11 protein-coding genes are annotated in these 13,341 nt (G+C 69.8%); all 11 read right to left on the bottom strand.

All coding sequences use genetic code 11. The annotated features are described in order from the left end of the window. Window positions 1-122: 122 nt before the first annotated feature. Window positions 123-905 carry a TIGR03936 family radical SAM-associated protein gene (locus ACIO3R_RS00985; RefSeq protein ID WP_385038553.1) on the bottom strand — a complete coding sequence of 261 codons (783 nt, stop codon included), beginning with the start codon at window positions 903-905 and terminating at the stop codon, window positions 123-125. A 124-nt stretch (window positions 906-1,029) separates the two neighbouring features. Then, window positions 1,030-2,055, bottom strand: a complete 1,026-nt coding sequence (locus ACIO3R_RS00990; protein ID WP_402102928.1) for a hypothetical protein — start codon at window positions 2,053-2,055, stop codon at window positions 1,030-1,032. Between the two features lie 121 nt (window positions 2,056-2,176). After that, window positions 2,177-4,102 (bottom strand): TIGR03960 family B12-binding radical SAM protein, encoded by a 1,926-nt coding sequence (locus tag ACIO3R_RS00995; RefSeq protein WP_385038556.1) that lies wholly within the window; start codon window positions 4,100-4,102, stop codon window positions 2,177-2,179. A 203-nt stretch (window positions 4,103-4,305) separates the two neighbouring features. Then, complete coding sequence (gene rodA / locus ACIO3R_RS01000; RefSeq protein ID WP_385038558.1) at window positions 4,306-5,496, bottom strand: rod shape-determining protein RodA; 1,191 nt, start codon at window positions 5,494-5,496, stop codon at window positions 4,306-4,308. After that, window positions 5,496-7,661: a penicillin-binding protein 2 gene (mrdA, locus tag ACIO3R_RS01005; protein ID WP_385038561.1), complete on the bottom strand. Its 2,166-nt coding sequence runs from the start codon at window positions 7,659-7,661 to the stop codon at window positions 5,496-5,498. Before mrdA ends, rodA begins: the two co-directional genes overlap by 1 nt. 61 nt (window positions 7,662-7,722) lie before the next feature. Next, window positions 7,723-8,388 (bottom strand): rod shape-determining protein MreD, encoded by a 666-nt coding sequence (mreD, locus tag ACIO3R_RS01010; protein WP_363030850.1) that lies wholly within the window; start codon window positions 8,386-8,388, stop codon window positions 7,723-7,725. Between the two features lie 11 nt (window positions 8,389-8,399). Then, window positions 8,400-9,446, bottom strand: a complete 1,047-nt coding sequence (mreC, locus tag ACIO3R_RS01015; protein ID WP_385038563.1) for a rod shape-determining protein MreC — start codon at window positions 9,444-9,446, stop codon at window positions 8,400-8,402. A gap of 99 nt (window positions 9,447-9,545) precedes the next feature. Beyond that, window positions 9,546-10,565: a rod shape-determining protein gene (locus tag ACIO3R_RS01020; protein ID WP_024492993.1), complete on the bottom strand. Its 1,020-nt coding sequence runs from the start codon at window positions 10,563-10,565 to the stop codon at window positions 9,546-9,548. A gap of 293 nt (window positions 10,566-10,858) precedes the next feature. Beyond that, window positions 10,859-11,272: a nucleoside-diphosphate kinase gene (ndk, locus tag ACIO3R_RS01025; RefSeq protein WP_363030852.1), complete on the bottom strand. Its 414-nt coding sequence runs from the start codon at window positions 11,270-11,272 to the stop codon at window positions 10,859-10,861. A gap of 116 nt (window positions 11,273-11,388) precedes the next feature. Beyond that, entirely contained in the window at window positions 11,389-11,745 is a 357-nt protein-coding gene (locus ACIO3R_RS01030) for a DUF4233 domain-containing protein (RefSeq protein WP_385038568.1), read from the bottom strand. Between the two features lie 5 nt (window positions 11,746-11,750). Continuing rightward, window positions 11,751-13,274 (bottom strand): bifunctional folylpolyglutamate synthase/dihydrofolate synthase, encoded by a 1,524-nt coding sequence (locus ACIO3R_RS01035; protein WP_385344962.1) that lies wholly within the window; start codon window positions 13,272-13,274, stop codon window positions 11,751-11,753. Window positions 13,275-13,341: the final 67 nt, after the last annotated feature.

Raw genomic sequence — 13,341 nt, forward strand, 5'->3', positions numbered from 1 at the left:
TGAATGTCTGGCTCGCCGGTTCCGTACGCGGTCTGCGCACGGCCTGGCGAAAGTCTTATGGGTCAGCGCGCGGCCCGGCCCAGGTGGCTCCCGAGTCCGAGGGCTGCGCTACAACGACCGCCTTACGCGGTGCCTGCACCTTCCGGCGCCGTCGCGACGGCGGTCCCGGTGGCCGTGGGTAGAGCGGCCGGGGCTGCCTCGCGGTCAGGCGCGAGCGGGTCGGTCACCGTGCCGGACTCCTCGTCGAAGAGCCCCTGCGCCAGCCTGGTCACCGCTGCGGGGACCGGCGGCGCCAGGTCGGCCACAACGCGAAGACCGGACAGGACGTCGTCAGGTCGTACGGCAGGTGTCACGTGCCGAACAACCAGCCGCAGTATCGCACAGGCCTTGACCCCGGGCCTATCAGACTGTTGATCAAGGGCCTGCAGGTCCACCACGGCGGACCGGGCGTCGAAGCTGCGCACGCCGTTCTTCGTACGGCGCTGGACCTCGACGGTCTCGGCCCCGTTGAAGGCGGCCACGGCCTTCTCCGCCTCCTCGGCGGAGACCCCGTCCAGCCGCATCTCCCAGATGGAGGCGGTCAGCCGGTCGGCGAGACCCGAGGTGCGGGCCTCCACGGCGTCCGTGATGTCGAGACCGTCCGGCAGCGAGTTGTCGAGCAGCTCGCGCAGGACGTCGGGGTCACGCGCCTCGGTGAGGGCGATCTCCAGGAACTCGGCCTCGCTGCCCGTGCCGGTGGGGGCGGCATTGGCGTAGGACACCTTGGGGTGCGGAGTGAAGCCCGCCGAGTAGGCCATGGGCACCTGGGAGCGGCGCAACGCCCGCTCGAAGGCACGCTGGAAGTCACGGTGACTGGTGAACCGGAGGCGGCCGCGCTTGGTGTAGCGCAGACGAATGCGCTGCACTGCCGGTGCGGGCGGCGGGCCTTCGGGCTGTCGCTTGCCCAGTGGTTCTTCTCCTAGGTGCGGGACGGACGCGGGTGACACGCCGCCCTCGAAATACGGGTGGCCCCGGGGCGTCCGTTCCGGCTCACCCCCGCCGGACGGAATGCTCGCCGGGCAGGGAGATCTCTGGTTCGGGCGCCGCGCTGGGCACAGTCGTTGCATGGTGCACAGTACCCAGGGTACGCGCAAGGGGGCTCCCCGGTTCCCGGGGCTCGGTCACGGGCGGCCCGCCGACCAGCGCCCGCCATGCGTCGCGGCGGGCCTGCCGGACGGTTTCGCGGGCCGTGCGCACCGCGTCCAGGGCGGTCAGGCCCGCCGCGACGGCCGCCCGCCTCACGGGGGCCCATACGGCGTCGCGCACGAAGTGGCCCATCGGGGTGAACACCGTGCGGTGGGCCCAGGACAACGGAGCCCCGACCAGGTACCACGCCAGCCGCGCCAGGACCCGGCCGACGGCCCGCGAGACGAATCCGGCGATCCGCCAGGCCACGCCGATCGCAGCGGCGATCTCCCGGCCCACGGGGGTCAGCACCCACCGGTACGCCCAGGCGAGCGGAGTGACGAGAAGCACCGGGACGAGCAGGTCGAGACCGGCCCGCAGTCCCCGGAGGCCGGCGGCGATGCCGTGACCCAGCGGGGTGAGCAGTTCCCGGTACGTCCACCTCGCCGGCCGGACGACCAGATGCCGCGCGAGCCGGGCGGCGACCGGCCCCAGCGGCACCAGGACGTACCGCCACACGCCCACCACCGGCAGCACCAGGACGGCCTTGAGCAGCCATCCGGTCCCCGTGCGGATTCCGCGCCCGGCGGGGGCGAGCAGCGTCAGGTACACCCACCGCAGCGCGTGCCCCACCGGGGTCAGCACCCGCTCCCACAGCAGGCGCGCCGGGGCCACCACGAGGATCTGGAACAGCCAGGAGAGCGCCCGCCCGAGTGGCCGGAGCACGGTGCGGTCGGCGGCGCGGGCGCAGGCGACGAGGGCGTCCCACACCATCCGGACCGGCAGGACCAGGACGAGGACCACGATCCGCACCGGAATCCTGACGAGGGTGGTCAGACAGCCGTCGCCGCTCTCGTACCGCGCGGGCGCATGGTGCTTCGCGTTGTCCATGCGGTCCATGACGCGATGGCCCGGCCGGGGGTTTCCCCGGCCGGGCCATCGTCATCGAGCTGTCACCCGGCCGGAGCCGGGCGGTGTCACTTCAGGTCGTCACTTCACGACGTTCACGACGTCACTTCACGACCGTCAGCGGGAGGAGCTTCTTGCCCGTCGGGCCGATCTGGATGTCGAGGTCCAGCTGCGGGCACACCCCGCAGTCGAAGCACGGGGTCCAGCGGCAGTCCTCGACCTCGGTCTCGTCGAGCGAGTCCTGCCAGTCCTCCCAGAGCCATTCCTTGTCGAGGCCGGAGTCCAGGTGGTCCCAGGGCAGAACCTCCTCGTACGTCCGCTCCCGGGTGGTGTACCAGTCGACGTCCACGCCGAGGGCGGGCAGCGTCTTCTCCGCGCTCTTCATCCACAGGTCGTAGCTGAAGTACTCGCGCCAGCCGTCGAAGCGGCCGCCGGCCTCGTAGACGGCGCGGATGACGGAGCCGACCCGGCGGTCGCCGCGGGAGAGCAGGCCCTCGACGATGCCGGGCTTGCCGTCGTGGTAGCGGAAGCCGATCGAGCGGCCGTACTTCTTGTCGCCGCGGATCTTGTCCCGGAGCTTGGCCAGCCGGGCGTCGGTCTCCTCGACGCCGAGCTGCGGGGCCCACTGGAACGGGGTGTGCGGCTTGGGCACGAAGCCGCCGATGGAGACGGTGCAGCGGATGTCGTTCTGCCCGGAGACCTCGCGGCCCTTGGCGATGACGTTGACCGCCATGTCGCCGATCTGCAGGACGTCCTCGTCGGTCTCGGTGGGCAGACCGCACATGAAGTACAGCTTCACCTGACGCCAGCCGTTGCCGTACGCGGTGGAGACGGTCCGGATCAGGTCCTCCTCCGAGACCATCTTGTTGATGACCTTGCGCATCCGCTCGGAGCCGCCCTCGGGGGCGAAGGTCAGACCGGAGCGACGGCCGTTGCGGGTCAGCTCGTTGGCCAGGTCCACGTTGAACGCGTCGACGCGGGTGGAGGGCAGCGAGAGCCCGACCTTGTCGTCCGTGTAGCGGTCCGCGAGGCCCTTGGCGATGTCGCCGATCTCGGAGTGGTCCGCGGAGGACAGCGAGAGCAGACCGACCTCCTCGAAGCCGGTCGCCTTGAGGCCCTTCTCCACCATCTCGCCGATGCCGGTGATGCTTCGCTCCCGCACGGGGCGCGTGATCATGCCGGCCTGGCAGAAGCGGCAGCCGCGGGTGCAGCCGCGGAAGATCTCCACGGACATCCGCTCGTGGACGGTCTCCGCGAGCGGGACCAGCGGCTGCTTCGGGTAGGGCCACTCGTCGAGGTCCATCACGGTGTGCTTGGACACCCGCCACGGCACGCCGGACTTGTTGGGCACGACCCGGCCGATGCGGCCGTCCGGGAGGTACTCGACGTCGTAGAAGCCGGGGACGTAGACGCCGCCGGTCCTCGCGAGCCGGAAGAGCACCTCCTCGCGGCCGCCGGGGCGGCCCTCGGCCTTCCAGGCGCGGACGATCTCGGTGATCTCCAGGACGGCCTGCTCGCCGTCGCCGATGACCGCGCAGTCGATGAACTCCGCGATCGGCTCGGGGTTGAACGCGGCGTGGCCGCCCGCGAGCACGATCGGGTCGTCGAGGCCGCGGTCCCTGGCGGCCAGCGGGATGCCGGCCAGGTCCAGGGCGGTGAGCATGTTGGTGTAGCCGAGCTCGGTGGAGAAGCTCAGCCCGAAGACGTCGAACGCCTTGACCGGGCGGTGTCCGTCCACCGTGAACTGGGGCACCTTGTGCTCGCGCATCAGCTCCTCCAGGTCCGGCCAGACGCTGTAGGTGCGCTCGGCGAGGACGCCCTGGCGCTCGTTGAGCACCTCGTAGAGGATCATGACGCCCTGGTTGGGGAGCCCCACTTCGTACGCGTCCGGGTACATGAGGGCCCAGCGGACGTCGCACTCGTCCCACGGCTTGACGGTGGAGTTCAGCTCACCGCCGACGTACTGGATGGGCTTCTGCACATGCGGGAGCAGAGCTTCGAGCTGTGGGAAGACCGAATCGACAGACATCGCGAACTTTCGAGAGCCGGCAAGGATGACCATCCAGCGTACCGCGACGCTCAGCCTCCGCGTGCCGCCCGGATCTCCGCCGGGAACGCGTCGGTTTCCCGAGCGCGGGGCGGGCGGCCTCCGCCACGTACCGGGCCCGCCATGAGTCGAATCCGCCGCCCTTCCCGGCGAGCAAGGCTTTCCGGGAAGGGCACTCGTACGGCTCAGGCCGTTATCGGCCGTTGCACCCTGATCGACTGGAGCAGTCCGATGGCCACCCAGATGGCGAACATCGAGGACCCTCCGTAGGAGACGAACGGCAGCGGCAGCCCGGCGACCGGCATGATGCCGAGCGTCATGCCGATGTTCTCGAAGGCCTGGAAGGCGAACCAGGCGATGATCCCGGCGGCGACGATCGTCCCGTACAGCTCGGTGGTCTCCCTGGCGATGCGGCAGGCGCGCCACAGGATGATGCCGAGCAGGACGAGGATCAGTCCGGCGCCGAGGAAGCCGAGTTCCTCTCCGGCGACGGTGAAGACGAAGTCGGTCTGCTGCTCGGGGACGAACTGGCCGGTGGTCTGGGTGCCCTGGAAGAGGCCGGTGCCGGAGAGGCCGCCGGAGCCGATCGCGATACGGGCCTGGTTGGTGTTGTAGCCGACGCCGGCCGGGTCGAGCGCAGGGTTGGCGAAGGCCGCGAACCGGGCGATCTGGTAGTCGTCGAGCAGTCCGAGCTGCCAGACGGCGACGGCGCCCGCGGTGCCGGCGCCGAGGAGTCCGAAGATCCAGCGGTTCGACGCCCCGGAGGCAAGCAGCACACCGAGCACGATGACGGCCATGACCATCACGGAACCGAGGTCCGGCATTCCCATGACGACCGCCATCGGGATTGCCGCCACGCCGAGGGCCTTGGCGACGGTCCGGTGGTCGGGGTGCGGCTGGTCGCCCGCGTCGACGCGGGCGGCGAGCAGCATCGCCATGCCGAGAATGATCGTGATCTTGGTGAACTCGGAGGGCTGGAGGGAGAAGCCGCCGCCGATGATGATCCAGGCGTGGGCGCCGTTGACGGTGGCGCCGAGCGGGGTGAGGACGGCCAGGACGAGGAGTACGGACAGGCCGTACAGGATCGGCACCGCGCCGCGCAGGGTGCGGTGGCCGAGCCAGATCGTGCCGACCATCAGGGCGAAGCCGATGCCGGTGTTGAGGGCGTGCCGGAAGAGGAAGTAGTACGGGTCGCCGTGGGTGAGCGAGTCCCGTCCCCTGGTCGCCGAGTAGACCAGTATCGAGCCGATGAGGGAGAGCGCGACGGCCGAGCCGAGCAGCGGCCAGTCGAGGCGGCGGACCACCGAGTCCCGGGCGGTGAACCGGCCCCAGGCCGAGCGCTCGGGGGCGTACCGCTGGACGGAGAAACCGGCCATCAGTCGCGCCTCCCCAGGATCGCGGCGAGCGTCTGCCCGGCCGGCGGCTTACCCGCGTCCGGGTCGTACGGCTTGATCTTCGGGGTCTCGATGGTGCCGTCCTGCTGGATCTTCGGCAGGGACTTCTGCGGCGTCGGCAGCAGTGCCTTCTTGAGGTCCTGCTTGCCCGTGGCGTCGAGACCGTAGATCGCGTTGTAGATGTTGCGCACGGCGGGCCCGGAGGCGCCGGAGCCCGTACCGCCCTGGGAGATCGTCATGACGACCGTGTAGTCCTTGGTGTACGTGGCGAACCATGAGGTCGTCTGCTTGCCGTAGACCTCCGCGGTGCCCGTCTTGGCGTGCATCGGGATCTTGTCCTGCGGCCAGCCGCCGAAGCGCCAGGCGGCGGAGCCGCGGGTCGCGACACCCGCGAGGGCTCCGTCGATCTCGTTGCGCGTCTTCTGGGTGAAGGGCAGCTTGCCGTGCGACTTGGGCTTGATCTGCTGGACGGTCTTGCCGTCGCCGCTGACGATCGCCTTGCCGACGGTGGGGTCGTAGAGCGTGCCGCCGTTGGAGATGGCCGCGTAGATCGTCGCCATCTGTATCGGGGTGACGAGGGTGTCGCCCTGGCCGATCGAGTAGTTGACGGAGTCACCGGCACGCATCTTGTCGCCTTCGAGGCAGTTCTCGTAGGCGATCTTCTCGACGTACGTGCCGTCCTTCTTGCCCTGCTTGCACCAGGAGTCGTGGTTGGCCTTGGCGAAGTTCTTCTTCCACTCGCGGTCGGGGACGCGGCCGCTGACCTCGTTGGGGAGGTCGATGCCCGTCTCCTTGCCCAGGCCGAACTGGTGGGCGGTCTTGTAGAACCAGTCGTTGGGCTTCTTCTTGGGGCTGTTGCCGCCGTCCTTCTGCCACTCCTTGTGCGCGATGCCGTAGTACACGGTGTCGCAGGAGACTTCGAGGGCGCGGCCGATGGTGATGTCGCCGTAGCCCTGGGACTCGAAGTTCTTGAAGGTCTGGCCGCCGATGGAGTACGAGCTCGGGCAGGGGTAGTTGCCGTCGAAGGGGTATCCGGCGTTGACCGCGGCGGTCGAGGAGATGACCTTGAAGATGGAGCCGGGGGCGGCCTGGCCCTGGATGGCCCGGTTCAGCAGCGGGAAGTTGGAGTTCTTGCCGGTGAGCTTGGCGTAGTCCTTGCCGGAGATGCCGCCGACCCAGGCGTTGGGGTCGTAATTGGGCAGCGAGGCCATCGAGACGACCCGGCCGGTCTTGGCCTCCATGACGACGACGGCGCCGGAGTCGGCCTTGTAGTTCTCGCCGGTGTTGGTGTCGAACTCGGTGCGGGCCGTCTTCATGGCCTGGTTGAGCTCGTACTCGGCGACGGCCTGGACCCGGGCGTCGATGGAGGTGACGACGCTGGAGCCGGGCTCCGCCTTGTCGTTCTTCGCCTCGCCGATGACCCGGCCGAGGTTGTCGACCTCGTAGCGGGTGACGCCCGCCTTGCCGCGCAGCTCCTTGTCGTACGTGCGCTCCAGGCCGGACCGGCCGACCTGGTCGGAGCGCAGGTACGGCGAGTCGGTGTCCTGGGCCTTGGTGATCTCGTCGTCGGTGACGGGCGAGAGGTAGCCGAGGACCTGGGCGCTGTTGGCCTTGCCGGGTGCGGCGTAGCGGCGTACGGCGGTGGGTTCCGCGGTGATGCCGGGGAAGTCCTCGGTGCGTTCGCGGATCTGGAGGGCCTGCTGGGTGGTGGCCTCGTCGGTGACCGGGATCGGCTGGTAGGGCGAACCGTTCCAGCAGGGCTGCGGGGTCTTCGCGTCGCAGAGCCGGACCTTGTCGATGACGTCCTTGGGCTTCATGCCCAGCACGTCGGCGAGCCGGGTCAGCACGCCCTTGCCGTCGTCGTCCATCTTCAGCAGCTCGGTGCGGCTGGCGGAGACGACGAGCCGGGTCTCGTTGTCGGCGAGGGGCACGCCCCGGGCGTCGAGGATGGAGCCGCGGGCGGCCGGCTGGACGACCTGCTGGACGTGGTTGTTCTTCGCCTCGTCGGAGTACTCCTGGCCGTTGCGGATCTGGAGGTACCAGAGGCGGCCGCCCAGGGTGAGCAGCAGGGAGAAGACGAGGACCTGGATGACGACGAGGCGGATCTGGACCCGCTGCGTCCGGCCCGTCTCGGGGATGTTGGTCACGGGGCGCCCCCGGTGGTGGTCGGGCAGGGGGCCCGGTGGGCGGCCCCCGGGAAGTGCGGGCTCACAGTCGCTTGACTCCCTTGATCCGTCCGGCGCGTGCTGCCCGGTTCCGGGCGGCCTTGACGCGCAGTCCGCCGCGCTGGCTGCCGATCCGCAGGCCGGTGCCCGCCGCGAGCCAGCCCGCCGTGGCGTCCTTGCCGCCGGAGGAGGACTCGGTGAGCGGGTCGTTCACCGTGCGTCTGGCCATCGCCATGATCAGGGGCACGGTGAACGGGGCGAGAAGCAGGTCGTAGACGGCCGCGGTGAACAGCAGGCTGCCCAGGCCCACGTGGCGGGCGGCGGTGTCGCCGACGAGCGCGCCGACACCCGCGTACAGCAGGGTCGACCCGATCGCCGCCGCGACGACCACGGCCATCGGCATGAAGGCCGATTTGAGCTGGCCGTTCTCCGGCTTGGCCAGTCCGGCGAGGTATCCGATGACGCAGAGGACCAGTGCGTACCGGCCGGCCGCGTGGTCCGCCGGCGGTGCCAGGTCCGCCAGCAGCCCCGCACCGAAGCCGATGAGGGCGCCGCTGACGTGCCCGTAGACGAAGGCCAGTCCGACGACGACCATGAGGAGCAGATCGGGCACCGCGCCGGGCAGCTGGAGCCGGGCCAGTACGGAGACCTGGACGACGAGTGCGATCACGACCAGGGCGATGGAGAGCAGAGTCCGGTTGACGCGCATGGGGATCAGCTCTACCTCTGTTCGTTTACCGCGTTGTCGGTGTTGGGTGTGGCGTTCCCGCTGGGGCTCGGGCCGCCGCTGGGGTTCGCGCTCTGGTGGATGTTCCCGACGACCCTGCCGCCGGTGTCCACGATGTCGCCGTTGGGCGAGATGGTGACCGTGACGGTCGGGGTGGGCTTCGGCTTGGCGGGCTTGGCCGGCTTCTTCGGCAGGACCATGTCGCGGGGGTCCTCGCGCGGGGCCTGGACGACGATGCCGACGATGTCGAGCTTGGTGAAGCCGACGTACGGACGGACGTAGACCGTACGGGTCAGGTCGCCGCCGGACGGGTCGACGCGGACGACCTCGCCGACCGGGACCCCGGGCACGAACGGCTTGTCCTTGCTGGACCCGAACGTGACGAGCCGGTCGCCCTTCTTGACCTTGGCCTTGCCGTTCAGGAACTGGACGGCCAGCGGGCGTGAGCCCTGGCCGGTGGCGAAGCCGAGTTCGTCGGTGGACTCCATCCGGGTGCCGACGGTGAAGTCGGGGTCGTTGGCGAGGAGCACCGTCGCGGTGTCCGGGCCGACGGTGGTGACCCTGCCGACGAGTCCGTCGCCGTTGAGGACGGTCATGTCCCGCTTGAGACCGTCCTTGGAGCCCGCGTCGATGGTGACCGTCCAGGAGAAGCCCTGGGCCGCTCCTATGGCGATGACCTCGGCGGCCTTGATGCCGTACTGTCCGGCGGCCGACTTCTTCAGCATCTTGTCGAGCTCGCGGACCCGGCTGCGGTTCTGGTCGTCGCTGCCGAGCTTGGCCTTCAGCGCGGCGTTCTGCTGCTCCAGTGCGGAGATCTTGTCGTGCCGTGCGCCGGAGGCGCGTACCGCCCCTATGGCGTTGCCCACCGGGTCGACGGCGGCCGCGACGCCGTTCTCAACGGGTCCGAAGACCGTGGAGGCGGCCTGCCGGGCGCCGTCCACCGGCGACTCCTCCCCACCGCGGATATCCACCGTGATCAGTGCGAATGCGATGGCGATCAGCAGCACCAGGAGCAGCCGGCTCTCTCGTGTGTCCCTCACGTGCGGCGGCCGTGCCTTCCTCGTAGGAATGTTCGTGCCTGTATATCAACGATCCTCCGCGCGGAGCGGCAGCGTCCGCGCGGAGGCTCGCGTGAGTTCCTACCGTCGGGGCTGGGCGTCCAGCACCTGCTGGAGCGCCTCGAACTCCTCGACGCACTTGCCGGATCCGAGCGCGACGGAGTCCAGCGGGTCCTCCGCGATGTGGATCGGCATCCCCGTCTCGTGACGGAGCCGCTCGTCCAGTCCGCGCAGCAGCGCGCCGCCGCCGGTGAGGACGATGCCCCGGTCCATGACATCGCCGGAGAGCTCCGGCGGGCACTTGTCGAGCGTCGTCTTGACCGCGTCGACGATCGCGTTGACCGGCTCCTCGATCGCCTTGCGGACCTCGGTCGCGGAGATGACCACGGTCTTGGGCAGGCCGGAGACGAGGTCGCGGCCGCGGATCTCGGTGTGCTCGTCCTTCTCCAGCTCGAACGCGGAGCCGATGGTGATCTTGATCTGTTCCGCGGTGCGCTCACCGAGGAGGAGCGAGTACTCCTTCTTGATGTGCTGGATGATCGCGTTGTCCAGTTCGTCACCGGCGACCCGGATCGACTGGGCGGTGACGATGCCGCCGAGCGAGATGACCGCGACCTCGGTGGTGCCGCCACCGATGTCGACGACCATGTTGCCGGTGGCCTCGTGGACCGGCAGGCCGGAGCCGATGGCCGCCGCCATGGGCTCCTCGATGATGTGCACCTGGCGCGCGCCGGCCTGCGTCGACGCCTCGATGACGGCGCGTCGCTCGACCCCTGTGATGCCGGAGGGCACACAGACGACGACCCGCGGGCGGGCCAGGTAGCGGCGCTTGTGGATCTTCAGGATGAAGTAGCGGAGCATCCGCTCCGTGATCTCGAAGTCGGCGATCACGCCGTCCTTCAGTGGCCGTACGGCAACGATGTTGCCCGGTGTACGGCCGATCATCTTCTTGGCCTCGGCGCCGACCGCCAGGATGCCGCCGGTGTTGGTGTTGATGGCCACGACGGACGGCTCGTTCAGAACGATGCCGCGCCCCCTGACGTACACCAGCGTGTTGGCAGTCCCGAGGTCGATAGCCATGTCACGGCCGATGAACGACATTGAGTTCCCCTTGTTCCCCATGAGGATGCGTCGGGCCTTCCCAAGCGAAAGCGGTGATGGCTTGTTTTGGTAGGCGAGATGAGCGCTGCGGGCGTGGAAGCTTCCATCGTAGTGCCGGATACACCGACACAGCGCGAGGGTCCTTCGCCTTGTTGAGCAGAACGGGTGGCCGTCCCACTCATGGTGACGTTACGTCGGAGGGATGCGTTCCCGCGATCGGTGACCCTATGCCGAAGGGCGACCGAATTACTTCGGTCGCCCCAGGTCATGAGCGCTGTTTGGCGGAGCGGAGGTCAGGAAAGTCCCGGGAAGAACAGCTTCATTTCTCGCTCTGCGGACTCCTCGGAGTCCGAGGCGTGGATGAGGTTCTCCCGGGTGATCGTGCCGAGATCGCCACGGATCGATCCGGGCGCGGCGGCGATCGGGTCGGTGGGGCCCGCCAGGGCACGGACGCCCTCGATCACCCGCTCGCCCTCGGCCACCAGGGCGACGATCGGACCGGACAGCATGAACTCGACGAGCGGCTCGTAGAACGGGCGGCCGACGTGCTCGGCGTAGTGCTGCTCCAGCGTCGCCCGGTCGAGGGTACGCAGCTCCAGCGCGGTGATCTTCCAGCCGGCCTTGCGCTCGATGCGGCCGACGATCTCGCCGACCAGACCGCGACGGACGGCGTCGGGCTTGAGAAGAACGAGGGTGCGCTGAGTCATGTGCGGCTCCTTGCAGGCATACGGGTGCGGTGAAGCGAGATTACAGGGGTGCCTTGACGGCCCGGCGGCCGGGTTTGCCCGCCGGGCAAGGGGGCGTGCACCGGCCGCGCGCCGGGTCAGCCCGCGGCGGGGGCCTGCGCCGCCTCCTGCGCGGCCCAGCGGGCCTTCGCCTCGTCGATCTTGCGGCCGTAGTGCACCGAGGCCCACCACAGGCCGCCGAAGACCAGACCGAGGATGAACATCGTCGGCACCACGAAGCCACTGGCGACCAGCACGACCTGGAGCGCCCAGCCGAGCTGTACCCCGCCGGGGCGGGTGATCACCCCGCAGAGCAGCACGGAGAGCAGCATGCCGATGCCGCAGACCGTCCACACCGTCGCGGACGACAGGTCGTCGGACTTCATCGCGACGAGTCCGGCGAAGCCGATCACGAAGAACTCACCGATCAGGGTCGATGCACAGAGCGTACGCACGTGGGTCAGCTCCTTCCCAGAAGCAGCCGGGCCTCGCCGACCGTGATCACGGATCCGGTCACCAGCACCCCGGCGCCCGCGTACTCGTCCTCTTCCTCCGCGAGGGTGATCGCCGCCTCCAGCGCGTCGTCGAGACGGGGTTCGACCTGGACCCGCTCATTGCCGAAGACCTCGACGGCGACGGTCGCCAGGGCGTCCGCGTCCATCGCGCGGCCGCTGGAGTTCTGGGTGATCACGACCTCCGCGAAGATCGGCTCGAAGGCCTCCAGGAGCCCCCGGACGTCCTTGTCGGCGCTGGCACCGACCACACCGATCAGCCGGGAGAAGCCGAACGCCTCGGAGATCCCCTCGGAGGCGGCGCGGGCGCCGGCCGGGTTGTGGGCGGCGTCCAGGACGACGGTCGGGCTGGAGCGGACGACTTCGAGACGGCCGGGCGAGAGCACCGCGGCGAAGGCCTTGCGGACGATGTCGGCGTCGAGCGATCCGGCCTGCTCGGCGCCGATCCCGAAGAACGCCTCCACGGCACAGAGCGCCACCACGGCGTTGTGCGCCTGGTGGGCCCCGTACAGCGGAAGGAAGATGTTGTCGTACTCGCCGCCGAGACCGCGCAGCGTCAGCAGCTGCCCGCCGACCGCGACCTCCCGGGAGACGACACCGAACTCCATGCCCTCACGGGCCACCGTCGCGTCGGCCGCGACGGCCTTCTTCAGCATCACCTGGGCCGCATCGACCGGCTGCTGGGCCAGGATGACCGTCGCACCCTGCTTGATGATCCCGGCCTTCTCCACCGCGATCTCGCCGGGCGTGGAGCCCAGCCGGTCGGTGTGGTCCAGGGAGATCGGGGTGACGACCGCGACCGTGGAGTCGATGACGTTGGTCGCGTCCCAGCTGCCGCCCATGCCGACCTCGACGACGGCGACATCGACCGGCGTGTCGGCGAACGCCGCGTACGCCATGCCGGTGAGCACCTCGAAGAAGGAGAGCCGGTAGGGCTGCTGCTCGTCGACCATCTCGATGTACGGCTTGATGTCCTGGTACGCCTCGACGAACCGCTCGGCGTCCATCGGGGCGCCGTCCAGGCTGATCCGCTCGGTGATCGACTGGACGTGCGGCGAGGTGTAGCGGCCGGTACGCAGGTCGAACGCGCCGAGCAGGCCCTCGATCATGCGGGCCGTGCTCGTCTTGCCGTTGGTACCGGTGATGTGGATGGAGGGGTACGCGCGCTGCGGGTCACCGAGGACGTCCATCAGCGCGGCGATGCGCGCCACGGACGGCTCCAGCTTGGTCTCCCCCCAGCGCCCGGCGAGCTCGCGCTCCACCGCGCGCAGCGCCCTGTCCACCTCCGGATCGGCGGGGCGGGCGGGGACCTCGTCGGCCTGGGGGCGCCCGGAGGCGGCGCGCAGCGTCCGGCTCCCGGCCTCGATCACCGCCAGGTCGGGGTCGCGCTGGGTCGCTTCGTCGACGATCTCCGCGAAGGTCTCGTCGGAGTCGGACGCGTCGTGCCGGTCGGAAGGGCGGGGCTCACTCACAGGACCAGTCTACGGATGAGCACCGACATCGCGCGCAGCGCCCGGCGGCAGGGGTACGACGGAGCCC

It is taken from the genome of Streptomyces sp. NPDC087428 (genome assembly GCF_044744085.1).
Classification (GTDB): domain Bacteria; phylum Actinomycetota; class Actinomycetes; order Streptomycetales; family Streptomycetaceae; genus Streptomyces.